The organism is Streptomyces sp. NPDC093546 (assembly GCF_044765045.1).
GTDB lineage: Bacteria > Actinomycetota > Actinomycetes > Streptomycetales > Streptomycetaceae > Streptomyces.
The window spans coordinates 164,776-191,195 of record NZ_JBIWJG010000012.1 but is presented as its reverse complement, the minus strand read 5'-3'; the positions used below and the strand labels follow the sequence as shown (position 1 = coordinate 191,195).

The window sequence follows — 26,420 nt, the reverse complement described above, 5'->3', positions numbered from 1 at the left end:
GAAGTGCAAGGGTAAAAGGTCGGGCGGTCTTGGAACATGCTGACAGAAGTCACCGCGACCCGCTATGTCACGCCCCTGCGTGAGGGCGGCTCGCTCCCCGGGATCGTCGAGGCCGACGATCTCGGTACGTACGTCATGAAATTCACCGGCGCGGGGCAGGGCCGCAAGACCCTGGTCGCCGAAGTCGTCTGCGGGCAGTTGGCCCGGCGGCTCGGGCTGCGGGTGCCGGAGTTGGTCGCCATTCAGCTGGACCCGGTCATCGGGCTCGCCGAGCCCGATCAGGAGGTGCAGGAGCTGCTCAAGGCGAGTGGCGGGCTGAACCTCGGCATGGACTATCTGCCGGGGTCCCTCGGGTTCGACCCGCTCGCCTATGCGATGGATCCGGTGGAGGCGGGGCGGGTCGTCTGGTTCGACGCGCTCGTCAACAACGTCGACCGCTCGTGGCGCAACCCCAACATGCTCGTCTGGCACGGCGAACCCTGGCTCATCGACCACGGCGCCACCATGATCTGGCACCACAACTGGCCGGGCGCCGCCGCCTCCGCGGCCAAGCCGTACGACGCCTCCGACCACGTCCTGGCCACCTTCGGCCCGGACGTGGCCGCCGCGGCGGCCGAGCTGGCGCCGCTCGTGACCGAGGAGCTGCTGACCGAGGTCGCCGCCGACGTACCCGACGAATGGCTCGTGGACGAGCCCGGGTTCGAGACGACCGACGCGCTGCGCCGCGCCTATGTGGAGACCCTCCTGTCGCGCGCGGCGACCATCCACGAGCGCGTCACCGTCGGCGAGCGCACCGAACCGGGGCCCTCCCGGGCCCCCGGCTGGCTCGCCGAACGGCTGGCGCCCCCCTCCAAGCAGGACCGTACGAAGGACAGCACCACGTGACCGACCGCGACGTCTTCGAGTACGCGCTGCTGCGCGTCGTACCGCGCGTCGAGCGCGGCGAGTGCTTCAACGCCGGCGTGGTGGTCTACTGCCGCGCCAAGTCCTACGTGTGCGCGCGGACGCACCTCGACGAGGCCAAGCTGAAGGCGCTGGACCCGCACGCCGACGTGGTGGGCGTACGGGCCGCCCTGCACGCCGTGGAGGGCGTCTGCGAGGGCGGTGAGCACGCGGGGCAGGCGGCGGGCGACGACGCCGGACGGCGCTTCAGGTGGCTGATCGCGCCGCGCTCCACAGTGGTCCAACCCGGGCCCGTCCACACCGGTCTGACCGCCGATCCGGAGGCGGAGGCGGAGCGGCTGCTCGACCTGCTGGTGCGCTGAGCGCCGGTCCGGGCGCACGCCACGTGACAGGGGGCACCCGGTGTGCCGTTGACACCGGGTGCCAGGGCTTCTAGCGTCTCGTCTGCTGAAGGTACTAAGCGGTCGCTCACCGGCATGGACGTGTCAGGGGCGGGCGGCCGCATCCCCAGGGATCCAAGGGCGAGGAGAACCAGCATGTCCACCACCGAGCAGCGCGTAGCCGTCGTCACGGGCGCGGCGCGGGGCATCGGCGCCGCCACCGCCGTCCGACTGGCCGCCGAGGGCCGCGCCGTCGCCGTACTCGACCTCGACGAGGCCGCGTGCAAGGACACCGTCGAGAAGATCACCGCGGCGGGCGGCAAGGCCATCGCCGTCGGCTGCGACGTCTCCGACAGTGCCCAGGTGGAGGCGGCCGTCGCGCGCGTCGCCGACGAGCTCGGGGCGCCGACGATCCTCGTCAACAACGCGGGCGTGCTCCGCGACAACCTGCTCTTCAAGATGAGCGAGTCCGACTGGGACACGGTCGTGAACGTGCACCTGAAGGGCGCGTTCCTGATGGCCAAGGCGTGCCAGAAGCACATGGTCGACGCCGGCTTCGGCCGGATCGTCAGCCTCTCCTCGTCCTCCGCGCTCGGCAACCGGGGCCAGGCCAACTACGCCGCCGTCAAGGCGGGGCTGCAGGGCTTCACCAAGACCCTCGCCAAGGAGCTCGGTAAGTTCGGCATCACCGCCAACGCCGTCGCGCCCGGTTTCATCGTCACCGAGATGACCGCCCAGACCGCGGCCCGCGTGGGCATGGGCTTCGAGGAGTTCCAGGCCGCCGCGGCCACCCAGATCCCGGTGCAGCGGGTCGGCAGGCCGGAGGACGTCGCGAATGCGATCGCGTTCTTCGCGAGCGACGACGCCGGCTTCGTCTCCGGCCAGGTCATGTACGTGGCCGGCGGCCCGCTCAACTGAGGAGGGTCACGACATGACCGCACAGGAGCTGCCCGAGCTGTCGGGAAAGGTCGCCCTCGTCACGGGCGCCAGCCGCGGCATCGGATACGGCGTCGCGGAGGCGCTCGTCGCCCGCGGTGACCGCGTGTGCATCACCGGGCGCGGCGAGGAGGCGCTCAAGGAGGCCGTCGAGCGGCTCGGCGCCGACCGGGTGATCGCCGTCGCAGGCAAGGCCCACGACGAGGCGCACCAGGCGCTCGCCGTGGAGCGCACGATGGAGGCCTTCGGCCGCGTCGACTTCCTGATCAACAACGCCGGTACGAACCCGGTCTTCGGCCCGATGGCCGAGCTCGACCTGAACGTGGTCCGCAAGGTCTACGAGACCAACGTGATCTCCGCGCTCGGCTTCGCCCAGCAGACCTGGAAGGCGTGGCAGAAGGACCACGGCGGTGCGATCGTGAACATCGCGTCCGTCGCCGGTCTCACCGCCTCGCCCTTCGTCGGCGCGTACGGCATGAGCAAGGCGGCCATGGTCAATCTGACCCTGCAGCTCGCCCATGAATTCGCTCCGGTCGTCCGGGTGAATGCGATCGCCCCCGCGGTCGTGAAGACGAAATTCGCCACCGCCCTCTACGAGGGGAGGGAGGAGGAGGTCACGGCGGGATATCCGCTCGGCCGGCTCGGTGTCCCGGCGGATATCGGCGGCGCCGCCGCATTCCTCACCTCCGGGCAGTCGGACTGGATCACCGGCCAGACGCTCGTCGTCGATGGGGGAATTTTCCTGAATGCCGGGGTCGGCTGAGCCGGATTGTTCCGATTGACTGGTGCTTGCCCAAGCGCCCCGCCGGGCCTGCGCATTGACCCGGCGGGGCGCTGCGGTATGGTCGGCCGACCCATGGCTGAACGAGGAGCGTGCACGTGTTCAACCGGACCAGCCTGCAGGCCGCTGCAGCCCTTGCGTCCATATCTCTGCTGGCGGGCTGTGGCCTCTTCTCCGATGGCGAGACCGATGGGCAGGACAAGATCGTTGTCGGTACGACGAGCACACCCACCACGCTCGATCCCGCAGCCGCCTGGGACAATTCGTGGGAGTTGTACCGGAATGTCTTCCAGACCCTGCTGAGTTTCCCCACCGGTAGCACGACTCCGCAGCCCGACGCCGCCGAGTGCAAGTTCACCGACGCGTCCAGCAAGGTCTTCCAGTGTGACCTCAAGGACGGGTTGACGTTCTCCGACGGCGGCAAGCTGAACGCGCAGGCCGTGAAGCATTCGATCGACCGGATCCGCAAGATCAACGCGAAGGGCGGCCCCAGTGGCCTTCTCGGCTCGCTGGACCGCGTCGCGACGAACGGCGACGCCACCGTCGTCTTCCACCTGAAGGAACCGGACGCGACGTTCCCGTTCATCCTCGCCACCCCCGCCATGTCGATCGTCGACCCGGCGAAGTACCCCGAGGACAAGCTCCGCGAGGACGGCAAGCTGACCGGTTCCGGCCCGTATGTCCTGGACTCGTACCAGGAGGGCGTCAAGGCCGAGCTGTCGAAGAACCCGAACTACAAGGGCTTCGCCGACCGCAAGAACGACGGCGTCACCATCCGCTACTTCGGTGCGTCCGAGGCGATGGTCGAGGCGCTGAAGAAGAAGGAGATCGACGCCACGTACCGCGGTCTGACCGCGGAGGAAGTCGTCGACCTGCGGGAGCGGAAGCCCGCGAACGAGGGGCTCCAGCTCGTCGAGTCGACCGGCGCCGACATCCGCTACCTCGTCTTCAACGCCGAGGACCCCTCCGTCTCCAAGCTGGCGGTACGGCAGGCCGTCGCCCAGGTCGTGGACCGCGAGGCGCTGGTGGCCAAGGTCTACCAGGGCACCGCCGAGCCGCTGTACTCCATGGTCCCGAAGGGCATCGCCGGGCACACCACCGAGTTCTTCGACCGGTTCGGCGAGCCGGACGTCGACAAGGCGAAGAAGATCCTGCGCGAGGCGAATGTCGACGCGCCGGTGAAGCTGACCTTCTGGTTCACCACCGACCGCTACGGCTCTGCCACCGCTCTGGAGTTCGCGGAGCTCAAGCGGCAGCTCGAGGCGTCCGGCCTCTTCGAGATCACGCTGAAGAGCAAGGTCTGGAAGGAGTTCCAGGAGGGCTACCAGAAGCGTGAGTACCCGGTCTTCGGCCGCGGCTGGTTCCCCGACTTCCCGGACCCGGACAACTTCGTCGCGCCGTTCGTCGGCGAGGAGAACGTCCACGCGACGCCGTACGTGCGCCCCGAGATCACCGAGCAGCTGCTGCCCCTGTCGCGCCGCGAGAGCGACCGCGGAGCGGTCGCCAAGCAGTTCGAGAAGGCCCAGGAAATCCTCGTCGACGACGTCCGCCTGCTGCCGCTGTGGCAGGGCAAGCTGTACGTGGCGGCGACCGAGGAGATCGCGGGCGGCGAGCGGGCGCTCGACCCGCAGACCGTCATGCAGATGTGGGAGCTGGAGCGGAAGGCCAGCTGGTAGGAGACCGGCGGGAGCCTGCCGGCGGGAGGCGGCGGACCGGTTGTCAGTGGTGGCCGGTAGTTTCTGTCACGAAAGACGATCACACACCGGAGGTTGTTGACGTGACCGACACCTACACGCTGCCCGAGTCCTGGCGCGGCGTCCTCGGCGACGAGCTGGAGAAGCCGTACTTCAAGCTGCTCGCCGAGTTCGTCGAGGAGGAGCGGGCCAAGGGGCCGGTCCACCCGCCGCACGACCAGGTGTTCGCCGCGCTCGAGGCCACCCCGTACGACCAGGTCAAGGTCCTCGTCCTGGGCCAGGACCCGTACCACGGGGAGGGGCAGGGGCACGGGCTGTGCTTCTCCGTGCGGCCCGGCGTCAAGACCCCGCCCTCCCTGCGGAACATCTTCAAGGAGATGCACGAGGAGCTCGGGCACCCCGTGCCGGACAACGGCTACCTCATGCCGTGGGCCCGGCAGGGCGTCCTGCTGCTCAACGCCGTCCTGACGGTGCGGGGCAGCGAGGCCAACTCCCACAAGGGCAAGGGCTGGGAGAAGTTCACGGACGCGGTGATCAGCGCCGTTGCCTCCCGGCCCGACCCGGCTGTCTTCGTCCTGTGGGGCAACTACGCCCAGAAGAAGCTGCCGCTGATCGACGAAACGCGCCACGTCGTCATCAAGGGCGCCCACCCCTCGCCGCTCTCCGCGAAGAAGTTCTTCGGCTCTCGGCCGTTCACGCAGATCGACGAGGCGGTCAAGGCCCAGGGTCACGCCCCGATCGACTGGCGCATCCCCAACCTGGGCGGCTGACGCCTCTCGGAGGACGGGCCTACGGGCCCGCTTCCCGAGCGTGCCGGACCCCCGCCGCTAGCGTCGGAGGCAGGACCGACGAGCGGAGGCCGCAGTGCGTGAGCAGCAGCAGGAGCAGGAGGAGGCGGCGCCGGACGACGCCGTCATGACCAGGATCGGGCAGGCGACGATGCTGCTCCACGGCGGGGACCGGGAAGAGGCCCGCAACCGCCTCGCCGCGCTGTGGGAGCAGATCGGCGCGGACGGCGACCCCCTCCAGCGCTGCACGCTCGCGCACTGCCTGGCCGACGCCCAGGACGACCCCGACGACGAGCTGGCCTGGGACCTGCGGGCGCTCAGCGCGGCCGAGGGCGAGGCCGAGGCCGGGCTTCGGGGTGGTGAGGGGGAGGCCGGGGGACCGGGCGCCCAGGAGGAGCGGCCCGCCCGGCACGCCGCCGCTGCGGCGCTGCGGGCGCTGTACCCCTCGCTCCACCTCAACCTCGCCGCCGACTACCTGAAACTGCACCGCCCGGACGCCGCCCGGGCCCATCTCGACCGCGCCCGCGCCGCCTCGGAGTCCTTGGACCCCGGCGGGTACGGCAGCGGCGTCCGCGCGGCCATCGAGCGGCTGGACCGGCGGCTGCGCGGGGACTGAGCCGCCTCCGCGAGCCGGAGCAGCGAGCCCGCCTCCGCGAGCCCGGGTCCGCGCGCCGGATGGGGGTCAGTGGCCGTAGGCCTCCCGGCAGGCCCGGGCCTCCTGGCTGCTGCGCTGCCAGCCGCCGTAGTCCTCGCCGAGGGCGCAGACGTCCGGCACGGTGACGGGCACGGACGGCCGGGCCGGAGGGCGGACCTTGGGGAGCCGTGCGCGCAGATCGTCCGCGTCCGGGACGCTCGGCGCGCGCGGCGCACGGCGCGGCGGCCGGTCGTCGCGGTGAGGGCCGCCGCCGGGCACCGCGCCGGCGCCGGCGGGCTTCCGGCGGTCCTGCGCGGTGGACGGTGGCGGGGCGGGGGCGGCCGGCGGTGTCGGCAGCGCGGCCTCCAGCGCCTCGCGCGCCGGGCCCTCGACGATCTGCGGTGCGGCGCCCCGCGACGCCGGGTGGCTCGCTTCCGGCACGGCCGGTGCGGAACCGGGGTGCGGCTCGACGGCCACGCAGCCGGAGACGGCGGCCATCGCCACGGTGGCCAGGATCCTCGCGGTGGTTCTCGTTCGTTGCACCCCGTAACTGTGGTGGTTCCGGGGCGCGTTCGGGACGGCTACGCGCGCTGATTGATCCGCACGGGTGAGGGCCGTCGCGCGGGCGACGCTCAGTCGCCGGTCGCGCCGTCGACGCGCTCGCGCAGCAGGTCGGCGTGGCCGTTGTGGCGCGCGTACTCCTCGATCATGTGCGTGATGATCCAGCGCAGGTTGTACGGCTCGCCGCTGCGGCGGTCCGGGCGTACGGCCACATCGTCGAGGGCGTGCGCGGCGGCGATGTCGCGGGCCTGCGCGATCTCGGTCTGCCAGGTGGCGTACGCCTCCTCCCAGGTGTCGTTCTCGGAGGTGCGGAAGTCCCCGTCGAGGTCTTCCTCGGTGTAGTAGATCGGGCCGGCGTCCTCGCCGATCAGGACGCGGCGGAACCAGGCGCGTTCGACCTCGGCCATGTGCCGTACGAGGCCGAGGAGCGAGAGGTCGGACGGCGGGACGGACCTCTCCCGCAGCTGCTTGTCGTCCAGGCCCTCGCACTTCTTGGCCAGCGTCGCCCGGTGGTACTCGAGCCAGCCGTCCAGCATCTCGCGCTCGCCGGCGAGTCCGGAGGGCCCGAGGCGCGGGTCCCGTGCGGGTTGTTCGGTTGTCGTCATGTCCGGCATCCTCGCCGACGGTCCGCCCCGCCGCCAGGGGTTATCGGCCGAGCATGCCGCGCAGCAACTCCTCGAAACCGCTCCGCAGTTCTTCCCGGCCCGGCACGGCCGAGTGGTACGCGCCCGCGGCGCAGGAGAACATCAGCCCCTCGCACCACGCCACCATCGACAGGGCGTGGCGCTCGGGATCGGTGGACCCGGCCGCCCGCATCAGCGCGGTCAGCGGCTCCCGGAACCGGCGGCCGGTCTCGTCGTAGAAGACCCGCAGCTCGGGCCGCCGCGTCGCCTCCAGCGCGAGCTCGTAGCGGGCGACGAGGAGGTCGCCGTGGCGGGTGAGGTAGCGGTGCAGCGCCAGGGCGAGCGTGTCCAGCAGGGGGCCGAGCGCGTCGCCGGAGCCACCCGCAGGCGGTTCGCCGCCCGTCCCCACCGCCCCCAGCTCCTCCGGGCCGATCACCTGCGCCTCGCGGTCCGCGAGCCGCCGTACCGCCGTCTCCAGCAGGGCCTGGCGGGTGCGGGCGTGGTTGGACGTCGAGCCCTGCGGCAGGCCCGCGCGCTCGTCCACGGCGCGGTGGGTCAGGCCGCGCATGCCCCGCTCGGCGAGGAGGGCGAGGGCGGCGTCGGCGATCAGTTCGGCGCGTGCGGTCATGCCGACAACCTACCGCCGTCACTACAGCTGTAGTACGGTGAGTGGCACGGCACTACAGCTGTAGTTCCATCCGTTTCGTTCCATCCCATCCCGCCCGGATCGCCGGAGGAGCCATGGACACCCGCCCGACCACCCCGCCCCACGCCGTCGTCATCGGCAGCGGCATCGGCGGGCTCACTGCCGCCGTCGCGCTGCACCGGCGCGGCTGGCGCGTCACCGTCCTGGAGCGCGCCGCCTCGCTGAGGCCCGTCGGCGCCGCCATCAGCCTGGCCCCCAACTCCCTGCGCGCACTCGACGTCATCGGCCTCGGCGACGACGTCCGGGCCCTGGCCGCTTGGCAGGGCGACGGCGGCCTGCGCACCCCGCGCGGCCGCTGGCTCGCCCGTACGAACGCCCGGGCCGCCGCGGAACGCTTCGGCGGCCCGCTCGTCGTGCTGCCCCGCGCCACGCTCGTCGAGCTGCTCGCCTCCCGCCTGCCCGAGGGAGCGGTGCGCACCGCCGCCCCCGCGACTCTTGCCGACCCGGGCGACCGCACCCCCGACGGCCGCCCCGCCGCCGTCACCACCCCCCACGGCGACGTCGAGGCCGACCTCGTCGTCGGCGCGGACGGCATCAACTCGGCCGTCCGCACCGCCCTGTACCCGGCCCACCCCGCGCCCGCGTACACCGGACTCACCAGCTGGCGCCTGCTCGTTCCCGCGCCCACGCGCCCCTTCCACCCCCACGAGAGCTGGGGCCGCGGCGCCCTCTGGGGCACCCAGCCGCTCAAGGACGGCCGGGTCTACGCGTACGCGGCCGCCGTAGCCCCCGCCGGCGCGAAGGCCCCCGACGGCGAGAAGGCCGAACTGCTGCGCCGCTACGGCGACTGGCACGACCCCATCCCCGCGCTCCTCGCCACCGCCGACGAGGACGGGATCCTGCGCCACGACATCCGCCACCTCACCGCCCCGCTGCCCGCCTTCCACCGGGGCCGCACGGCCCTGCTCGGCGACGCCGCCCACCCCATGGCCCCGACCCTCGGCCAGGGCGGCAACCAGGCGATCGAGGACGCCATCGTGCTCGCCCACCACCTCCCGCCCCGGCGCGCCACGGGCGCCGGACTCGCGGCGTACTCCGCCGACCGCCTGCCCCGCACCACGGCCGTCGTCCGCACCGCCGCCCGGGTCGCGCGCCTCCACACGCGTACGGCCGCGCCCGCCGTCCTCCTGCGTGACGCCCTCATGACGCTCGCCGGGGCGGTTCCCGGTCTCGCGCTGCGCTCCTTCGACTCCCTCGCGGACTGGCACCCCCCACACCGCGAGGAACCCGTCCCGGCATACGATCACCGGGACGACGGCCGGCACAGCCGGCACCGTCAGGACCGCCCGGCACATCGACAGGGAGACCCCCGTGAAGATCGGCTGCATCGGCCTCGGTGACATCGCGCGGAAGGCCTATCTGCCGGTCCTCGCCACCCGCCCGGGGATCGAACTGCACCTCCAGACCCGCACCCCGGCCACCCTCGCCGGCGTCGCGGAGACGTACCACGTCCCCGCCGACCGCTGCCACACCGATCTGGAGTCGCTGCTCGCCGCCGGGATGGATGCCGCGTTCGTGCACGCGCCCACCGACGTCCACGCCGAGATCGTCACGCGGCTGCTGGAGGCCGGCGTCCCGACGTACGTCGACAAGCCGCTCGCGTACGAGATCGACGACTCGCGCCGCCTGGTGGACCTCGCCGAGCGCCGCGGCGTCAGCCTCGCCGTCGGCTTCAACCGCCGTTACGCGCCCGGCTACGCGCAGTGCCTGGACCACCCGCGCGACCTGATCCTGATGCAGAAGAACCGCGTGGGGCTCCCCGAGGACCCGCGCACGCTCGTCCTCGACGACTTCATCCACGTCGTCGACACCCTCCGCTTCCTGCTGCCCGGACCCGCCGAGCACATCGACGTACGCGCCCGGATCCGCGACGGGCTCATGCACCACGTCGTGCTCCAGCTGTCCGGCGACGGCTTCACCGCCATCGGCACGATGAACCGGATGAGCGGCTCCACCGAGGAGATCCTCGAAGTCGCCGGCCAGGACACCAAGCGGCAGGTCCTCAACCTCGCCGACGTCGTCGACCACAAGGGCCAGCCCACCGTCCGGCGCCGCGGCGACTGGGTGCCCGTCGCCCGCCAGCGCGGCATCGAGCAGGTCGTCGTCGCCTTCCTCGACGCCGTGACCGCGGGCAGGACCCTCAGCGCCCAGGACGCCCTGCGGACGCACGAGCTGTGCGAGCGGGTGGTACGGGACTCCCTCGCCCGGGCCGCCGCCTGAACGACCCCGCGGCCTCGGCGGCGCACAGCCCGGCCAGCACGGCGAGCGCGGCGTACACCGGCCAGTCGCCGAGGCGCGCGTACGCCGTCGTCGCGTCCGTCAGCGGAATGGTGTACACCGCCGACGCGCTGCGCTCGGTGCCCAGCGGGGAGCCGATCCGGTCCCCGTCGGGCCCGTACACCGCGCTCACACCAGTGAGGGTCGCGTGCACCATCGGCCGCCCGGTCTCCGCCGCGCGCAGCGCCGCCAGCGAGGCGTGCTGCCCGGGGGCCCAGCTGTCCTGGAACGTCGAGGTCGCCGACTGGGCCACCAGCAGCTGGGCGCCGTCCCGGGTCAGACGCCGGCTCATGTCGGGGAACGCCGACTCGAAGCAGACCAGCGGGCCGAGCCGCAGCCCCTCGTCCCCGACGGCCATCACCACCGGGCGCTCACCGCGCCTGCGGTCCTCGGCCGCCGCCTTGCCGACCGACGTCGCCCAGCCCAGCGCGGACCGGAACGGGATGTACTCGCCGAAGGGCACCAGCCGCATCTTGTCGTACCGGTCACCTGTCGGGCCCTGCGGGCCGATCAGCACACTGCTCTTGTAGATGCCGGGCCGGTCCGAGCGGCGCGCGTCCACATTGACCAGCACCTCGGCCCCCACCTCCCGCGACAGCGCCGCGAGCCGCCGCGCCAGGTCGGGCCGGGCCGCCAGGTCCGCGCCCACACTGCTCTCGCCCCACACCACCAGGTCCACGTCCCGGCCGGCCAGCGCGCGCGTGAGCTCCTCGCCGCGCTGCACCCGCCGCTCGGCGCCGCCGACGCCGTTGATGACGCCCGGCTGCACCACCGCGACCCGCACCTCGCCCGTCGGCTGCGGCGACCGCACCCACAGCCACGCCGAACCCATGGCCACCGCGCACACGGTGACCCCGGCCACCGCCACCGTACGCACGGAGGGAACCGCCACCAGCACGGTCACCGCCGTATTGACCGCCACCACCAGGAGGCTGACCAGCCACACCCCGCCGAGCGACGCCATCCGCAGCGCGGCGTCCACCTGCCACTGACTCGCGCCCAGCAGCCCCCACGGACCACCGAGCCCTTCCCACGACCGCACCAGCTCCACCATCAGCCACCCGGACGGTACGACGGCGAGAGCGGCCGCCGCCCGCCCCCGCGTCGGCGTACGCGCCAGCAACAGCCGCACCAGCCAGCCCCACGGAGCCCACAGGAGCCCCAGCAGCCCGGCCAGCACCACGATGAACACATGGAGGCTCGGCATCAGCCAGTGGTGCACGGCGACCATGAACCCCAGACCGCCGAGCCAGCCGTCCAGCGCCGCGCGCCCTCCGGTCGGCGCCGTACGGATCAGGAGCATCCACGGCACCAGCGCCACGTACGCGAACCACCACAGGGACGGGGCCGGGAACGCCAGCGCGGGCAGCGCCCCGGCCGCGACCGCGACGGCCGCGCGCCACCAGGGCGAGGCGAGCACCCGCCCCGGAGCGTCCCGCCGGCCGACCGGAACCCGCAGGCTCCCGAACCGCATACCGCGCCTCCCTCGGAGTGACGCCTCCAGTGTGCGCGAACGCGCGCGCGAGCCGGTCAGCCCGCCGACAGCGGGCCCCCGGCGCGTCGCCACGTCTCGCGCACCACCACCGAACGCAGCCGCCAGCCCGCCTCCGTACGCGTCAGGGCGAAGCTGCACCGGCCGCCCGCCAGGGCGTCGGCCCCGGCGTCCAGCGGCAGGGGAGTGAGGTAGTCGGCCAGCGCGTCGGCGCTGTCGCCCGGATAGCCGCCGAGGTCCTCGATCCGTACCCGGCGGTTGACCAGGAGGTGCTGGCGCACCGGACGTGGCGGCACCGTCCGCGCCAGCCAGTCGGCGACCTCGGCCGCCGCGCCCTCGATCCCGCCCGCGTCCCGGTAGTCCGCCCGCCCGTCCGGGGTGAACAGCTCCCGGTAGCCGGCCCAGTCCGCGTCGTCCAGGGCCACCGCGTACCCGGTGATCACCTCGTCGATGGCCAGGCGGTCCATCACGGTCGCGAGATCCGCGCGCTGTGTCATTCGGTCAGTGTCGAGCAGCCGGGGCCCCGCGCCAAGAGCGCCGCACGGCTCACGCCGCCTCCCACTGGTGCGCGCGTCCGCCGCGCCACTCCACCAGGTGGGGGTCGTCCAGCGAGATGTCCGCCTCGTCGAGTCCGGCGCGGCGCAGGAACTCGATCAGGTCGACGTCGTTGTGCGCGAGCCCGACGATCTGTCCGCGTATGGTGACGCGCCGCCCGCCGCCGGGGGAGGGGCGGTGCACGACGATGGGTGCCTGCCAGGCCATGGGACCAGGGTGCGCCGGGCGGCACATGATCGCACCCGCCCCTTGCGGAGTGCCTTCACACGGGGTGTGAAGGACATGCATGCATATATGCGGCACGCGCCCTGGCGCCCGCACCGTTCCGCGCGGGACGCTGCTCCTGCGTGTTCGGGCCGGAGGACCCGGGCCACGGGCCGCCGGCCACCCCCCCTGCCGGCGGCCCGTCGCACGCTCCGGGCCCACCGCGGGCTCACCCCGCGGACTCGCCCGCGTGCGGGCTCAGCACCCCCAGCGCCACCAGCGCGAACAGCACGAGTCCCAGGATGATCCGGTAGATCACGAACGGCATGAAGCTCTTCGTGGTGATGAATTTCATGAACCAGGCAATGACGGCATATCCGACACCGAACGCGATGATGGTCGCGAAGATCGTCGGCCCCCAGGAGACGTGGCCGCCCTCGCTCGCGTCCTTCAGCTCGAAGAGCCCCGAGGCCAGCACCGCCGGGATGGCCAGCAGGAAGGAGTAGCGGGCCGCCGCCTCGCGCGTGTAGCTCATCAACAGGCCACCGCTGATCGTCGCGCCCGACCGCGACACGCCCGGGATCAGCGCCATCGCCTGGCACACGCCGAAGATCAGGCCGTCCCTCACGCCCAGGTCGCGCAGCGTCTTGCGCTCCGGTACGGCGCGGTGCCGGCCGCCCTCCTCGACCCGGGCCGCCAGGCGGTCGGCGATGCCCAGCACGATGCCCATCACGATGAGCGTCGTCGCGATCAGCCGCAGATCGCGGAACGGCCCCTCGATGTGGTCCTTGAGGGTGACACCCAGGACACCGATCGGAATCGACCCGACGATGACCAGCCAGCCCATGCGCGCGTCGTGGTCCCCGCGCATCGCCTTGTCCGTCAGCGAGCGGAACCACGCCGAGACGATCCGCGTGATGTCCTTGCGGAAGTAGATGAGGACCGCCGTCTCCGTGCCGATCTGCGTGATCGCGGTGAACGCCGCGCCCGGGTCGGACCAGCCCGCGAAGGCGGCGGTCAGCCGCAGGTGCGCGCTGGAGGAGATGGGGAGGAACTCCGTCAGCCCCTGGACGAGTCCGAGGATGAGTGATTCGAACCAAGTCATGGGGCTAGGGCCGTCCCGAATGCGCTCGTGCGGTCATGGTGGGCCGCCAGGGTCAACGGGGCGACCGGCGGCAGGTCGGTGCGCAGCGTACAGCGCGAAGGTGAATGGAGGGCGTCGCGCAGGCGACTCACCGGCCACGCAACCGGTGGCGCTTGCACCACGCGACCGCCGCCGCGCCGAGCCCCGTCAGGACGATGAAGCCCGTGGAGAGGAGGAAGGCCGGCGAGGTCGGGGAGGCGGCCTGGCTGCCCGCGATCACGTACGCGGCGGTGTTCGGGACCGACCCGATGCCCGTGGCCAGCAGGAACGGCGCGTACCCCATCCGCGAGACCGCCGCGCAGTAGTTCGCCGCGGCGAACGGCACCCCGGGGAACAGCCGGATCGCCAGCATCGAGCGGAACCCGTGCCGGCTGAGCTGACCGTCCGCCGCCGTCAGCCAGCGCCCGCGCAGCAGCGGACGCAGCGCGTCCTGCCCCAGCACCCGGCCCAGCGTGAACGCGATCCCCGCGCCCAGCACGGTCCCGGCGACCGCCGCGACGAGCCCGGCCTGGGAGCCGAACAGCGCCCCCGCCGCCAGGTTCAGGATCGGGCGCGGCACGAAGGCGGCGGTGCACAGCCCGTACGCCAGCGCGAACAGCACCACCGCGCCCGCGCCGCCGATCTGCGGCGGCCAGCCGGCCGAGAGCAGTCGCTGCGGCTCGTACAGGACCACGGTCGCGGCCGCGGAGACGAGCAGCAGCAGGAGCAGGGACAGGCGCGACCACGGGGAGACGAGCGCCCGCGAGCAGCGGAGGGCGAGGGCGGAGGCCTGGGGCCGCGTGACGGGGTCGAGCATCCGGGGAGACTAACCGACGAAGCCGGGTGATCGCCGTAACCTCCGGCTCCTCCGACGGGACGCGACCGCGCCGCCTCGGCTGCCGCCCGCGAAAACCGTTCGACGCGTGCCCGGCCGCCGGGCGATGATCGGCGGCATGTTCCGGTATGCCTTCCTCGCAGCGCCGTCCGCAGTCGCGGACGCGCCGAAGGCTGCCGCCTCTCCCTTTCTCTTCCCGGCCGCTCTCGACGGCGCCCGAAGCTGACCCTTCCCGGACAGTCCGGTGGACCCCGCAGGGGGAGGGTCGGCCAGGCCCAGGGGTCCTCTCCACCGCTTCGAGTTCCGGGAAGGAACCGCGTCGCCATGTCCAAGACGGCATACGTCCGCACCAAACCGCACCTCAACATCGGCACTATGGGCCACGTCGACCACGGCAAGACCACCCTGACCGCCGCCATCACCAAGGTCCTCAGCGAGCGCGGAACCGGCACCTTCGTGCCCTTCGACCGGATCGACCGGGCGCCCGAGGAGGCGCGGCGGGGCATCACCATCAACATCGCGCACGTCGAGTACGAGACCGACACCCGCCACTACGCGCACGTCGACATGCCCGGTCACGCCGACTACATCAAGAACATGGTCACCGGAGCCGCGCAGCTCGACGGGGCGATCCTCGTCGTCTCGGCGCTCGACGGGATCATGCCGCAGACCGCCGAGCACGTGCTCCTCGCCCGCCAGGTCGGCGTCGACCACATCGTCGTCGCCCTCAACAAGGCCGACGGGGGCGACGACGAGCTGACCGACCTCGTGGAGCTGGAGGTGCGCGAGCTGCTCACCGCGCACGGGTACGGCGGCGACTCCGTCCCCGTCGTACGGGTCTCCGGGCTGAAGGCGCTGGAGGGCGACCCGCGCTGGACCGGGGCCATCGAAGCGCTGCTGGACGCCGTGGACACGTACGTGCCCATGCCCGTGCGGTACGTGGACGCGCCGTTCCTGCTGCCCGTGGAGAACGTCCTCACCATCACCGGCCGCGGCACGGTCGTCACCGGCGCCGTCGAGCGCGGCACGGTACGGGTCGGCGACCGCGTGGAGGTCTTCGGAGCGGACACGGACACGGTCGTCACCGGCCTGGAGACCTTCGGCAAGCCGATGGAGTCCGCGCAGGCCGGCGACAACGTGGCCCTGCTGCTGCGCGGCGTGCCGCGCGACACCGTCCGCCGCGGCCATGTCGTGGCGGCGCCCGGCAGCGTCGTACCGAGCCGCCGCTTCACGGCGCAGGTGTACGTCCTGTCGGCGCGCGAGGGCGGCCGTACGACGCCGGTCTCGACGGGCTACCGGCCGCAGTTCTACCTCCGCACCGCGGACGTCGTCGGCGACGTCGACCTCGGCGCGGTCGGCGTCGCGCGCCCCGGCGACACGGTCACCATGACCGTCGAGCTGGGCCGGGACGTGCCCCTGGAGCCGGGGCTGGGCTTCGCGATCCGCGAGGGCGGCCGCACCGTCGGCGCCGGGACGGTGACGGAGCTCCTGTGAGCCGGGCCGAGTGAGCGCCGGCCTCCGCCGGGGGCAGCCCCCGGCGGAGGCCGCCGCGCCGTGATCGCGCTGCGGCCACCGGCCCCAACTGCGCGGGCCGTGGGGGCGGTTGCCATACTGGTCCCGTTCGCACACCGGCACGCATCGGTACTGAGGCGAAGGGCGCCGCACATGGTTCGCACTGTGGTACCGGCGGGGCTGGCGATCGTCCTCGCGGCGATCGGCGCACTCCACTTCGTCTGGGCCTTCTCACCGTGGCCCCTGAAGGACGCGCTGACGTTCACCAGGACGATCGGCGGCAGCGACGACGGCGTCATGCCGTCGAAGCCGAGCACGATCCTGGTCGGTGTGGCGCTGCTCGGCGGCGCGGTGCTCACCCTCATGGACAACGAGTCCATCCCGGCGGTCGGCGCGGGCTGGCTGCGGTTGACGGGCATGTACGGCCTGACGGTGGTGCTGCTCGCCCGCGGCCTGGGCGGATACTTCATGAACTCCACAGCCGCCGTCGAGTTCCGTCGGTGGAACAGCATCCTGTACTCGCCGCTGTGCGTGGCCCTCGGCCTCCTGGGCGCCGTGGTCGCCGTGGCCGCGACCGGACGGCACTAGGGATCACCGGGGCCTGGTCCACACGACACCCCCTAGGCTGGCCGGGTGAACGAGCAGCTCCCCGTACTCCGCGAGGTCGACCACGGCACCGCCAAGCTCATGCCCGACGTGGACCGCGAGCGGGCCTGGCTGCTGACGGTCGACGGCGCGCCGCAGTCGTACGTCGACCTCGACGACCCGGCGTACCTGGAGTTCGAGTACGCCCGGAGGCTCGCCCACGCCGTGGACTGCGCCGCCGGGGAACCGGGCGCGCCGCTGGACGTGCTGCACCTCGGCGGCGGCGCGCTCACGCTGCCGCGCTGGATCGCGGCGACCCGGCCGGGCTCGCGGCAGGACGTGGTGGAGGCGGACCGCGGGCTCATCGCGCTCGTCGAGCAGCACCTGCCGCTGCCGTCCGGTGCGGGGATCATCGTGCACGCCGCGGACGCCCGCGCCTGGCTGGAGGCGGCGCCCGCGCGGTCGGCGGACGTGCTCATCGCGGACGTCTTCGGCGGCTCGCGGGTGCCCGCGCACCTGACGTCCGTCGCGTACGCGAGGGCCGCCGAGCGCGCGCTGCGGCCGGGCGGGACCTACATCGCCAACCTCGCGGACGGCGCGCCCTTCGCCTTCCTGCGCTCGCAGCTCGCCACCTTCGCCACCGTCTTCGAGGAGCTCGCGCTGATCGCCGAGCCCGCCGTGCTGCGCGGCCGGCGGTTCGGCAACGCGGTGCTGGTCGCCTCGCACCGGGAGATCGACACGGCCGGGCTGGCCCGCCGCACCGCCGCCGACGCCTTCCCCGCGCGCGTGGAGCACGGCCCGTCGCTGGCCCGCTTCACCGGCGACGCGCGCCCGGTACGGGACGAGGACGCGGTCGCGTCACCCGAGCCGCCCGACGGGGCCTTCGGTATCGGCTGACACAGGCGCGGCGGGCTGCGCCGCGATCTCCTTCGTACGCCGCGTCAGATTGCGTACGTCCGGCACCAGCAGTACCAGCGCCGTCACCAGCACGATCAGCCCGGCGCACCCCCACAGCGCCGTCTGCCGCCCGAAGAGGCTCTCCGCCGGACCGGCCAGCGCGGTCGACACCGGCAGCATGGCCGTCGAGCCGAACCAGTCGTACGCCGAGACGCGCGACAGCTTCTCCTCCGGGATCTCCTGGTGCAGCGCGGTCATCCACGCCACCCCGAACACCTCCAGCGTGACGCCGCTGAGGAACATCACCGCCGCCAGGCCGCCCACCGGGAGGGGCACGGCCAGCGCGGCCGACGGCAGCGCCAGCGGGAAGACGCACAGGGTGCCGACGAGCAGCATCCGCCGGGGCTTCCAGCGCATCATCAGTACCGCCCCGCCCAAGGTGCCCACGCCGAACGCGGCCAGCGCCAGGCCCCAGGGCCGTGCCCCGCCCAGTTCCTCCTGGGCGACCAGCGGCCCGTACACGGACTCCGCGGCGCCCACCACCGCCACGACCACCGCGAACTGCGCGACGATCGACCAGAGCCAGGGCCGGCTGGCGAACTCCGTCCAGCCCTCCCGCAGGTCCTTCAGCAGCCCGCCGCCGGGGGCGCGCTTCGCGATGTGACCGACGTCGAGGAAGGCGCGCAGCGCCCCCGCCACCGCGAACGCCGCCGCGTCGATCGCGAGCACCCAGCCGGGACCGACCGCCGCGATCATGGCGCCGCCGAGCGCGGCGCCGCCGATGCCCGCGCCGTTCATGGCCATGCGGAAGAGCGCGAAGGCCCGGCTGACCTGCTCGCCGCTGACGCTGGACATCAGCATGCCCTCGGCGGCCGGGCTGAAGAACGCCTGCCCGGTGCCGCCGAGCGCGGACAGCAGCATCATCTGCCACAGCACGGCGTCGCCGGTGAGGACGAGGACGGCGAAGAGCCCCTGCGAGACGCAGTTGAGGGCGTTGGCGGCCACCATCACCCGGTGGCGGGGCAGCCGGTCGGCCACCGCGCCGCCGATGAGCAGGAAGAGCACGAGCGGCAGCGTGCGGGCCGCCGTCACCAGGCCCACGTCGCCGCCGTCCCCGCCGGTTTCCAGCACCGCGAACGCCGCCGCGATGAGGGCGCCGTGGGTGCCCAGGTTGGTGACGACCGCGGCGGCGGTCAGCAGGGTGTAGTTGCGGCCGGCCCAGGCGGGGCGGCGGAGCCGGCGCGGGGAGTGCGGCGGGGCGGCGGGAGTTGTCACTCCGGGACTATCCCCGGAGCGCCGCCCCGATGCAAAAGGGTTTCTCCGCCGCCCCTTCGGCAGTGCCCTACGACGCGGGCTCGGCCAGCCGCACCGTGCTCAGGATCTTCTGGATGGTCGCGTCCGGCAGCTCGTCGCTGACGCCCTTGGCGCCGTACAGGACCCAGCTGGCGTAGTCGCCCTTGTCGTTCTTGAAGGCGAAGGCGATGGACTTGCCGTCCGTCTTGCACTTGCCGGTCTTCTTCACGTTCAGCGCGGTGGCCGTCGAGACGTGCCCGGTGAGCCCGGACTTGGAGGTGTAGGGCACCGCCGTGCTCGCCTTGACCGTGCCCTTGGGCTCCGTCTGGGCGTACGCCGCCCACGCCCAGCTTCCGGCCGCGTTGTACGCCGCGTCCGCGGTGTCCTTGGCGCCCTGCGCGCCCTTGGTGCCGGTGGCGCTCAGGGTCGTGCTCTCCTGGCGGCCGTCCTTGTTCGTGTCGTCCGTGCACCACTCGCTCTTGAAGTACGCGGGCGAGGTCATCACCACCGCCGGGCTGCCGTCGCCCTTCTTCACGTCGTCGAAGGCGGAGATGGCGCCCACCTTCGAGACCTCCCAGTCGGGCGGGACGTCGAAGAGCGTGCCGTACTTGGGGTTGGAGACGACCTTCCAGCCCGGGATCGTGGGCTGGGCCGCGGCGGAGCCGTCGCGCGGGTTCTCGATCGCGGACGGGCTGGAGCCGGCGGACGCGCTCTGCGAGGGCTTGGCGTCCCCGCCGGCCGTCGTCTTCTTGTCGTCGTCCTGCAGTACCAGGAAGCCCGTGACACCGGCGGCCGCGACGACGGCGATCGCGGCGACGATCGCGATGACGGTCGTCTTCCTCTTGTCGTCGGTGCGCGGCGGTACGGGCGCGCCGGGCGGCTGCCCGGGCACGGCGTACTGCGGCACGGTCGGCTGCTGGTAGGGGTTGGGCTGCTGGTACGCGTTCGGCTGCATCGGCTGCGTCGGCTGCTGGTACGGGTTGGCCTGCGGCGCGCCGGCCGGCGGGTAACCCGGCTGCTGCGGCGGCGGTCCCTGAGGCGGCCCCTGCGGAGGCTGTGCCTGCGAAGGCTGCCCCTGCGGCGGCTGCTGCGGATACCCCGGCTGCTGGTACGGGTTCTGCTGCGGATACCCCGGTTGCTGGTACGGGTTCTGGTCCTGCGGGTTCTGCTCGCCCCCGGGCGGCTGCTGTCCTGGCCACATGGCGAGTAACCATAGAGGGGCCGGGGCGCGGACTGCCACGCGCGCCCCCCGGCCATGGGTTCCCGTGCTTGCTACCGCCTGGTAACTTCGGTCCATGTCCGAGACCCAGCCGAACATCGGCGAGATGCTGCTGGCCACCGTTCCCATGGCCAAGACCCTGAACCTCGAGGTCGTCGAGGCGACCCCCGAGCGCGCCGTGCTGCGGCTCCCCGACCAGAGCGACTTCCACAACCACGTCGGCGGCCCGCACGCGGGAGCGATGTTCACGCTCGGCGAGTCCGCGAGCGGCGCCATCGTGATCGGCGCCTTCGGCGACCAGCTGGGCCGGGCCGTGCCGCTCGCCGTGAAGGCGGAGATCGGCTACAAGAAGCTCGCGATGGGCCCCGTCACCGCCACCGCCACGCTGGGCCGCACCAAGGCCGAGGTTGTCGCCGAGCTGGACGCCGGTCAGCGCCCCGAGTTCCCGGTCAACATCGAGATGACGCGCGAGGACGGCGCCGTCACCGGCGAGATGACCATCACCTGGACCCTGCGCCCGAACGCGTAAAGCGCCCCTCACGCGCGCGCGTGCAGCCGCCCCCGCATCCCTCTTCGGGTGCGGGGGCGGCCTGTCTGACCCGGTGTCAGGCATGTCGTCCCGCATAGTGCGTTTATGTCACAAGAGTCGGAAAACGTCAGCCGCAGAACCACCCTCCGCCTGCTCACCGGAGCCGTCACCGCCGCGGCCGTCACCACCGCAACCCCCGTCACCGGGCCGGCCCCCCAGGCCCGGGCCACCCCCCGGCACAGCCGCGTCGACGAGCTGCTCGCCCGGCTGACCATCGACGAGAAACTCGGCCTCCTGCACGGCGCGAAGGACCCGGAGAACCGCGGTCAGGCGGGTTACGTCCCCGGCGTCCCGCGCCTCGGCATCCCCCCGCTGCGCCTGGCCGACGGCCCCGCCGGCGTACGCCTCAGAACGGCACGCGCCACCGCCCTGCCCGCGCCGGTCATGCTCGCGAGCACCTTCGACCCCGCGCTCGCCCGGGAGTACGGCCGGGTCATCGGCCACGAGGGCAGGGCGCTGGGCCAGGACGTCCTGCTGTCGCCCATGGTCAACCTGATCCGCACCCCGTACGCCGGACGGAACTTCGAGACCTTCTCCGAGGACCCGCTCCTCTCCGCCGACATCGTCGCCGAGGAGATCCGCGGCATCCAGGGCGAGGGCCTGATCGCCACGGTCAAGCACTTCGCCCTCAACAACCAGGAGACCGACCGCACCTCCGTCGACGTACGGATCGGCGAACAGGCCCTGTACGAGACCGAACTGCGCGGCTTCGAGGCGGCCGTCGCCGCCGGGGCCGGAGCGGTGATGGGCGCCTACAACAAGGTGGACGGCCTCCACGCGTGCGAGAACCCGGCCCTCCTCACCGGGATCCTGCGCGAACGCTGGGGCTTCGACGGCTGGGTGATGAGCGACTGGGACGCCACCCACAGCGCCGCCCCCGCCCTCACCGCGGGTCTCGACATGGAGATGCCCGCCGGCCGCTGGTTCGGCGAGCCCCTGCGCCGCGCCGTGCGGGACGGCGCCGTGCCCGAGGCCACCGTCGACCGTGCCGTACGCCGGATCCTCACGATCATGGAGCGGTTCGGGCTCCTCGACGGCACGGCCCCCGCCCGCCCCGCCCGCGACGCGCAGGCCGGCGCCCGGGTCGCGTACCGCGTCGCCGTGGCGGGCGCGACCCTGCTGCGCAACGCGCACCGCGACGGGAACGCCACCCTCCCGCTCGCCGGCCCCGCCGCCCGCTCCCTCGCCGTCATCGGCCCCACCGGCGCGCTGCCCTTCGTCGGCGGCGGCGGCAGCGCCCACGTCGTGCCGGACCGGGCGGTGAGCCCGCTCGACGCCCTCGCCGCCCGTGCGGGGCAGGGCGCACGCGTGACGTACGCCCTCGGCGAGGACCTGTACGGCAAGCCCCTGCCCGCCACGTCCCCCGGCGCCCGCTTCGAGCGCCAGAGCGTGGGCGCGGGCGAGACGTGGGCGTACGACGGGACGCTCACCGTCGACGAGCCCGACGAGTGGACGCTCCTCGTCCACTACAGCGGCGAGCGGCCCCGCGTCCTTCTCGACGGCAGGGAACTCTTCCCCCGACGGGACGCCATGGCCGAACTCTTCGACGGCTTCGGCCTGGCGGCCACCGCTCCGGACGGCCTCAAGGTGCGGCGTACCACCCTCGCCCTCACCGCCGGGCGCCACGCCCTCCACGTCACCGCGAAGGGCGGCGCGAAGGGGCAGGTCTTCCGGCTCCGCCGGATCACGGCCGCCACGCGCGCGGCGGACGTGGCCGAAGCCGTACGCACGGCCCGCGCCGCGCACAGCGTGGTGCTGTTCGCGTACGAGGACGCCATCGAGGGCCGCGACCGTACGACGCTGGCGCTTCCCGGCCGGCAGGAGGCGCTGATCGACGCGGTCACCGTCGCCAACCCCCGTACCACCGTCGTCCTCAACACGTCGTCCGCCGTCACCATGCCGTGGCTGGAGCGGACGGGGGCGGTGCTGCAGATGTACTACCCCGGCCAGGAGGGGGCGGCCGCGACCGCCGCCGTCCTGTTCGGCGACACCGACCCCGGCGGCCGGCTCACCCAGACCTTCCCTCTCTCCGACTCCCGCCACCCGACCGCCGGCGACCCGCGCCGCTACCCCGGCGCCGACGGCGTCGCCGAGTACACGGAGGGGGTCAGGACGGGGTACCGCTGGTACGACGCGGAGGGCGTGGAGCCGCTGTTCCCGTTCGGACACGGCCTGTCGTACACGACGTTCGCGTACGCGGGGCTCGTGGTGACGCCCGCGCGCGGGGGCGGCCTCACGGCGAGCTTCACCGTCCGCAACACCGGCACGCGCACCGGCGTCACCGTCCCCCAGCTGTACGTCGGACCCTCGCCCGACGTGACCCTGGACCAGGCACCGCTGGTGCTGGCGGGCTACCGGCGCCTGGAGCTGAGGCCGGGCCAGATCCGCCGCGTCACCGTCCCCCTCGCCCCTCGCACCCTGTCCTGCTGGGACCCGGCGCGGCGCGCGTGGGTCCTCGGGACCGGAACCCGCACCGTACGGCTCGGGGCCTCGGCGCGGGACCTCCGCCTCACCGTGCGGGCGAGGGTGCTCGCCCTGTGAGGCGGTAGGCTGCCACAGCCCATCAGCGGCCCATCAGCCCATCACCACACCCACAGATCCGCAGATCCGCAGATCCATACGGAGGAGCCGGCGTTGCACGTCCAGGAGTGGCTCGAGACCGTTCCACCGCTCAGCATCTACCTCCTGGTGGGGGTGGTGATCGGGCTCGAAAGCCTCGGTATCCCGCTGCCGGGCGAGATCGTCCTCGTCAGCTCGGCGCTGCTGGCCTCGCAGCACGGCGACATCAACCCGTACGTCCTGGGCGCGTGCGCCACCGCCGGCGCGATCATCGGCGACTCCATCGGGTACGCGATCGGCCGCAAGGGCGGCCGTCCGCTGCTCGCCTGGCTCGGCGGCAAGTTCCCCAAGCACTTCAGCGAAGCCAACATCGCCCTGGCGGAACGGTCCTTCGAGAAGTGGGGCATGTGGGCCGTCTTCTTCGGCCGCTTCGTGGCGCTGCTGCGGATCTTCGCGGGGCCGCTGGCGGGTGTGCTGCGCATGCCGTACTGGAAGTTCGCCATCGCCAACGTCTTCGGCGGAATCCTCTGGGCGGGCGGCACCACGGCCGTCATCTACTCGGTCGGCGTCGTCGCCGAGGCGTGGCTCAAGCGGTTCTCGTGGGTGGGGCTCGTGCTCGCCGTCCTCATCGGCGTGACGTCGATGCTGATCCTCAAGAGCCGCGCCAAGAAGGCGGCGGCCAAGGCGGAGGCGGTGCCCGCCGCGCCCGCCGCGGAGCGGGAGCCGGTGCCGGCGGCGGCCGACTGAGCGGCGGGCGGGGGTCCGGGGCTTGGCCGCTGCGCGGGGCTTGTTCCCCACCCCGCCCCTTCCCGTAACCGGGGGCTCTGCCCCCGGACCCCCGCGCCTCAAACGCCGGCGGGGCTGGATGCGCGTACGGGGCCCGGGGGCAGAGCCCCCGGAACTCAGTCCTCCCGCACCTCGCGGTGCGCCTTCGCCAGCTCCAGGTACATCGCGGCGTTGAGCTTGATGCCCTCCCGCTCCTCGGCCGTCAGCTCCCGCTTGACCTTCGCGGGCACCCCCGCGACCAGGGAGCCGGGCGGGACCCGCATCCCCTGGGGCACCAGCGCCTGGGCCGCGATGAGCGAGCCCGCGCCGATGTGGGCCCCGTTGAGGATCGTGGCGCCCATGCCGACGAGGACGTCGTCCTCGACCGTGCAGCCGTGCAGGACGGCGTTGTGGCCGACCGAGACCCGCTCGCCGACGGTGACCGGGAAACCGGGGTCCACGTGGACGGTGCAGTTGTCCTGGATGTTGCTGTCGGCGCCGAGCGTGATCGGCCCCAGGTCCGCGCGCAGCACGGCGTGGTACCAGACGCTCGACCCGCGGGCCATGGTCACCTCGCCGACCACCACGGACGTCGGCGCGGCGAAGGCCTCCGGGTCGACCTCCGGTTGCTTGCCGCCGACGCCCGTGATCAACGCCCGCTCCGCCATCGCCTGCTCCCTCGGATGCTCATGTGCTGTGGGTCGCGCCAGGGGGAACCGTAAGCGACGGCCCCGGCCCGGACGACGGTGGGGTGAACATCACAGGCCGGCGCGCCGGTGGGCCGCGGCCCCGCCGACTACCGTGTGCGGGTGCCGAAGAACAGAAACACGTTCTCATCGCCCGCCGGCTGGCGGCAGCGGCTCCTCTCGCGTGCCGTGCACGGCGGCTGGCGCCGGCTCCAGGAGGCGGGCGCCGTCACCGCCGAACGCCCCGGGCGGCTGCGGTTCCGCCGGCTCGGCCCCGGCACCCGGCTCGCCTTCCCGCAGGGCACGGTCTTCGGCGAGGCGTGGATCGAGCTCGGCGACTACTGCATCATCGCGGAGCAGGTGACGCTCACCGCCGGGATGATGCCCGGCCTCGACCTGGGCCCCGACCCCGTCCTCACCCTCGGCAACGGCGTCGTCCTCGGCCGCGGCAGCCATGTCATCGCCGACGCCCGGGTGACCATCGGCGCGGACACCTTCTGCGGCCCGTACGTCTACATCACCTCCACCAACCACAGCTACGACGACCCGCACGAGCCGGTCGGCCGGCAGTGGCCGCGCAGCGAGCCGGTGGAGATCGGCCCGGGCTGCTGGCTCGGCACCGGGGCGGTGATCCTGCCCGGGGCCAGGCTCGGCCGCAACGTCGTGGTCGCCGCGGGCGCGGTCGTACGCGGAGAGGTGCCCGACCACGCGGTGGTGGCGGGGGCGCCGGCCCGCGTCGTACGCAGCTGGGACGCCGAGAAGGGGTGGCAGCCGCCGCTGCGCACGCCCACGCCCCAGCCGATTCCGGACGGTGTCACGCCCGAGCAACTGGCGGCGCTGGCGGCACTGCCCACGCCAGCCGAGGCCGACGGCCGCTGACCGCCGGGAAGGCCCCGGGCGGCCGGCGGGTATCAGCCGACGGCCAGCAGCACCGTTCCCACCAGCGCCAGTCCGGCTCCGGCCGTCTGTACCGCCCGCAGCCGCTCCTTGAGCACACCGCGCGCGGCGAGCGCCGTCACCACGGGGTAGAGGCTGGCCAGTACGGCGGCGACGGTGACGGGGCCGTGCTGCGCGGCGATCGCGTACGTGCCGTTGGCGGCGACGTCCGCGAGCCCGACGAAGGCGAGGGCGGGCAGGGCCCCCAGCATCACGCGCATGCCGCCGCCCTCCGGGAGGGCCCGCCCGCCGCGCCTCACGGAGACGTACAGAGCCGCACCGCCCACCGCCACATTGGTGACGCGCTGCACGAACAGCGCGAGGAAGAGCCCGGTGAGGGTGGTGGACGCCTCGGAGATCAGCGCCATCACCGCGCCGAAGCCGAACGCCGCCACCAGCGTCAGCAGCACCGCCTGCCGCCGCACCGGCGCCCCGCGCAGCTCGGGCCCGCCCGCCAGCACCACGCCCGCGACGGCCACGCCGATCCCGGCGTACTGCAGCACCCCCGGCCGGTCGCCCAGCAGCAGGCCGACCGAGACGGGCACCACCACGCCGAGGGAGCCGAGCGGGGACACCACGCCCATCGGGCCGAGCGCCAGCGCCTTGTAGAAGGCGAGCATCGCCACCGGCCCGACGGCGCCGGCGGCCACCGCGTACCAGAGCAGCGGCCCCGCCTCGCTCCAGCCGCCGGTCGCGACGACCACGGCGCCCAGGACGACGACCGCGATCGTCTGGGAGACGACGACCACGGTGAGCGCGGGGGTGCGCCGGGTGAGCAGCCCGCCGCCGAAGTCGGCCAGCCCCCACAGGAGGCTGGTGGCCAGGGCGAACAGTGCTGTCATGGTGTCCTCGCCTCGCAGTACAGTGCAGTGAACGATGAAGTGCAC

General features: G+C 73.2%; 28 protein-coding genes. 16 read left to right on the top strand and 12 right to left on the bottom strand.

From position 1 onward, the window contains the following. Window positions 1-36 precede the first annotated feature (36 nt). The 7 genes from ACIRNI_RS24930 to ACIRNI_RS24900 all read left to right on the top strand — a co-directional run bounded on the left by ACIRNI_RS24930 (window position 37) and on the right by ACIRNI_RS24900 (window position 6,098). A complete protein-coding gene (locus tag ACIRNI_RS24930) occupies window positions 37-885 on the top strand; it encodes a HipA family kinase (RefSeq protein ID WP_403554437.1) in 849 nt (282 codons plus the stop codon). After that, window positions 882-1,265: a DUF3037 domain-containing protein gene (locus ACIRNI_RS24925; protein WP_403554435.1), complete on the top strand. Its 384-nt coding sequence runs from the start codon at window positions 882-884 to the stop codon at window positions 1,263-1,265. Before ACIRNI_RS24930 ends, ACIRNI_RS24925 begins: the two co-directional genes overlap by 4 nt. Window positions 1,266-1,439: 174 nt before the next feature. Further along, window positions 1,440-2,201, top strand: coding sequence for a 3-oxoacyl-ACP reductase FabG (gene fabG / locus ACIRNI_RS24920; RefSeq protein WP_403554433.1), 762 nt, complete (start codon window positions 1,440-1,442; stop codon window positions 2,199-2,201). A 13-nt stretch (window positions 2,202-2,214) separates the two neighbouring features. After that, window positions 2,215-2,982, top strand: a complete 768-nt coding sequence (locus tag ACIRNI_RS24915) for an SDR family oxidoreductase (RefSeq protein WP_403554431.1) — start codon at window positions 2,215-2,217, stop codon at window positions 2,980-2,982. Between the two features lie 116 nt (window positions 2,983-3,098). Continuing rightward, window positions 3,099-4,676 (top strand): ABC transporter substrate-binding protein, encoded by a 1,578-nt coding sequence (locus tag ACIRNI_RS24910; RefSeq protein ID WP_403554429.1) that lies wholly within the window; start codon window positions 3,099-3,101, stop codon window positions 4,674-4,676. 101 nt (window positions 4,677-4,777) lie between these two features. Beyond that, window positions 4,778-5,464: a uracil-DNA glycosylase gene (locus tag ACIRNI_RS24905; RefSeq protein WP_403554427.1), complete on the top strand. Its 687-nt coding sequence runs from the start codon at window positions 4,778-4,780 to the stop codon at window positions 5,462-5,464. Window positions 5,465-5,609: 145 nt separating this feature from the next. Next, a complete protein-coding gene (locus tag ACIRNI_RS24900; protein ID WP_403554492.1) occupies window positions 5,610-6,098 on the top strand; it encodes a hypothetical protein in 489 nt (162 codons plus the stop codon). A gap of 66 nt (window positions 6,099-6,164) precedes the next feature. Here ACIRNI_RS24900 and ACIRNI_RS24895 read toward each other — a convergent pair whose 3' ends face one another. The 3 genes from ACIRNI_RS24895 to ACIRNI_RS24885 form a co-directional block, all read right to left on the bottom strand. Then, the gene (locus ACIRNI_RS24895) at window positions 6,165-6,659 is read right to left on the bottom strand and encodes a hypothetical protein (RefSeq protein WP_403554425.1); all 495 of its coding nucleotides are present in this window, start codon (window positions 6,657-6,659) and stop codon (window positions 6,165-6,167) included. A gap of 89 nt (window positions 6,660-6,748) precedes the next feature. Then, window positions 6,749-7,282, bottom strand: a complete 534-nt coding sequence (locus ACIRNI_RS24890) for a DinB family protein (RefSeq protein WP_403554423.1) — start codon at window positions 7,280-7,282, stop codon at window positions 6,749-6,751. Window positions 7,283-7,322: 40 nt separating this feature from the next. Then, window positions 7,323-7,928: a TetR/AcrR family transcriptional regulator gene (locus ACIRNI_RS24885; protein ID WP_403554421.1), complete on the bottom strand. Its 606-nt coding sequence runs from the start codon at window positions 7,926-7,928 to the stop codon at window positions 7,323-7,325. A 113-nt stretch (window positions 7,929-8,041) separates the two neighbouring features. Between ACIRNI_RS24885 and ACIRNI_RS24880 the strand changes: the two genes are divergently transcribed. Together ACIRNI_RS24880 and ACIRNI_RS24875 are read left to right on the top strand one after the other, a co-directional pair. After that, the gene (locus tag ACIRNI_RS24880) at window positions 8,042-9,346 is read left to right on the top strand and encodes an FAD-dependent monooxygenase (protein ID WP_403554419.1); all 1,305 of its coding nucleotides are present in this window, start codon (window positions 8,042-8,044) and stop codon (window positions 9,344-9,346) included. After that, a complete protein-coding gene (locus ACIRNI_RS24875) occupies window positions 9,318-10,226 on the top strand; it encodes a Gfo/Idh/MocA family protein (protein ID WP_403554417.1) in 909 nt (302 codons plus the stop codon). Before ACIRNI_RS24880 ends, ACIRNI_RS24875 begins: the two co-directional genes overlap by 29 nt. Here ACIRNI_RS24875 and lnt read toward each other — a convergent pair. The 5 genes from lnt to ACIRNI_RS24850 all read right to left on the bottom strand — a co-directional run bounded on the left by lnt (window position 10,147) and on the right by ACIRNI_RS24850 (window position 14,474). Continuing rightward, complete coding sequence (lnt, locus tag ACIRNI_RS24870) at window positions 10,147-11,757, bottom strand: apolipoprotein N-acyltransferase (protein ID WP_403554415.1); 1,611 nt, start codon at window positions 11,755-11,757, stop codon at window positions 10,147-10,149. The genes ACIRNI_RS24875 and lnt overlap by 80 nt on opposite strands. Window positions 11,758-11,813: 56 nt before the next feature. Then, window positions 11,814-12,272, bottom strand: coding sequence for a nuclear transport factor 2 family protein (locus tag ACIRNI_RS24865; protein WP_403554413.1), 459 nt, complete (start codon window positions 12,270-12,272; stop codon window positions 11,814-11,816). Between the two features lie 49 nt (window positions 12,273-12,321). Then, window positions 12,322-12,537: a hypothetical protein gene (locus tag ACIRNI_RS24860; RefSeq protein ID WP_403554411.1), complete on the bottom strand. Its 216-nt coding sequence runs from the start codon at window positions 12,535-12,537 to the stop codon at window positions 12,322-12,324. 226 nt (window positions 12,538-12,763) lie between these two features. Then, entirely contained in the window at window positions 12,764-13,639 is an 876-nt protein-coding gene (locus ACIRNI_RS24855; protein ID WP_403554409.1) for an undecaprenyl-diphosphate phosphatase, read from the bottom strand. Between the two features lie 127 nt (window positions 13,640-13,766). Beyond that, complete coding sequence (locus ACIRNI_RS24850; protein ID WP_403554408.1) at window positions 13,767-14,474, bottom strand: TVP38/TMEM64 family protein; 708 nt, start codon at window positions 14,472-14,474, stop codon at window positions 13,767-13,769. A gap of 342 nt (window positions 14,475-14,816) precedes the next feature. Here ACIRNI_RS24850 and tuf point away from each other — a divergent pair, with 342 nt between their 5' ends. The 3 genes from tuf to ACIRNI_RS24835 all read left to right on the top strand — a co-directional run bounded on the left by tuf (window position 14,817) and on the right by ACIRNI_RS24835 (window position 17,486). Next, window positions 14,817-15,986: an elongation factor Tu gene (tuf, locus tag ACIRNI_RS24845; protein ID WP_403554406.1), complete on the top strand. Its 1,170-nt coding sequence runs from the start codon at window positions 14,817-14,819 to the stop codon at window positions 15,984-15,986. Window positions 15,987-16,157: 171 nt separating this feature from the next. Further along, the gene (locus tag ACIRNI_RS24840; protein ID WP_403554404.1) at window positions 16,158-16,592 is read left to right on the top strand and encodes a DUF3995 domain-containing protein; all 435 of its coding nucleotides are present in this window, start codon (window positions 16,158-16,160) and stop codon (window positions 16,590-16,592) included. 45 nt (window positions 16,593-16,637) lie between these two features. Next, on the top strand, window positions 16,638-17,486 hold the full coding sequence (locus ACIRNI_RS24835; protein ID WP_403554402.1) for a spermidine synthase: 849 nt from the start codon (window positions 16,638-16,640) through the stop codon (window positions 17,484-17,486). Here the strand turns inward: ACIRNI_RS24835 and ACIRNI_RS24830 are convergent. Then, complete coding sequence (locus ACIRNI_RS24830; protein ID WP_403554400.1) at window positions 17,448-18,761, bottom strand: MFS transporter; 1,314 nt, start codon at window positions 18,759-18,761, stop codon at window positions 17,448-17,450. The two genes, ACIRNI_RS24835 and ACIRNI_RS24830, sit on opposite strands and share 39 nt — an antisense overlap. 67 nt (window positions 18,762-18,828) lie before the next feature. Then, complete coding sequence (locus tag ACIRNI_RS24825; protein WP_403554398.1) at window positions 18,829-19,980, bottom strand: hypothetical protein; 1,152 nt, start codon at window positions 19,978-19,980, stop codon at window positions 18,829-18,831. 94 nt (window positions 19,981-20,074) lie between these two features. On the opposite strand from ACIRNI_RS24825, the gene ACIRNI_RS24820 reads away from it, so the two are divergent. From ACIRNI_RS24820 to ACIRNI_RS24810, 3 genes are all read left to right on the top strand, one after another. Next, complete coding sequence (locus ACIRNI_RS24820; protein ID WP_403554396.1) at window positions 20,075-20,527, top strand: DUF4442 domain-containing protein; 453 nt, start codon at window positions 20,075-20,077, stop codon at window positions 20,525-20,527. Between the two features lie 105 nt (window positions 20,528-20,632). Beyond that, window positions 20,633-23,128, top strand: coding sequence for a beta-glucosidase (locus ACIRNI_RS24815; protein WP_403554395.1), 2,496 nt, complete (start codon window positions 20,633-20,635; stop codon window positions 23,126-23,128). A gap of 93 nt (window positions 23,129-23,221) precedes the next feature. Next, the gene (locus tag ACIRNI_RS24810) at window positions 23,222-23,893 is read left to right on the top strand and encodes a DedA family protein (RefSeq protein WP_403554393.1); all 672 of its coding nucleotides are present in this window, start codon (window positions 23,222-23,224) and stop codon (window positions 23,891-23,893) included. 155 nt (window positions 23,894-24,048) lie between these two features. Here the strand turns inward: ACIRNI_RS24810 and ACIRNI_RS24805 are convergent, their stop codons facing one another. Then, the gene (locus ACIRNI_RS24805) at window positions 24,049-24,579 is read right to left on the bottom strand and encodes a gamma carbonic anhydrase family protein (RefSeq protein WP_355368423.1); all 531 of its coding nucleotides are present in this window, start codon (window positions 24,577-24,579) and stop codon (window positions 24,049-24,051) included. Window positions 24,580-24,720: 141 nt separating this feature from the next. Here ACIRNI_RS24805 and ACIRNI_RS24800 point away from each other — a divergent pair, with 141 nt between their 5' ends. Beyond that, window positions 24,721-25,476: an acyltransferase gene (locus tag ACIRNI_RS24800; protein WP_403554391.1), complete on the top strand. Its 756-nt coding sequence runs from the start codon at window positions 24,721-24,723 to the stop codon at window positions 25,474-25,476. Window positions 25,477-25,508: 32 nt separating this feature from the next. Here the strand turns inward: ACIRNI_RS24800 and ACIRNI_RS24795 are convergent, their stop codons facing one another. Next, entirely contained in the window at window positions 25,509-26,375 is an 867-nt protein-coding gene (locus tag ACIRNI_RS24795; protein ID WP_403554389.1) for an EamA family transporter, read from the bottom strand. Window positions 26,376-26,420 lie beyond the last annotated feature (45 nt).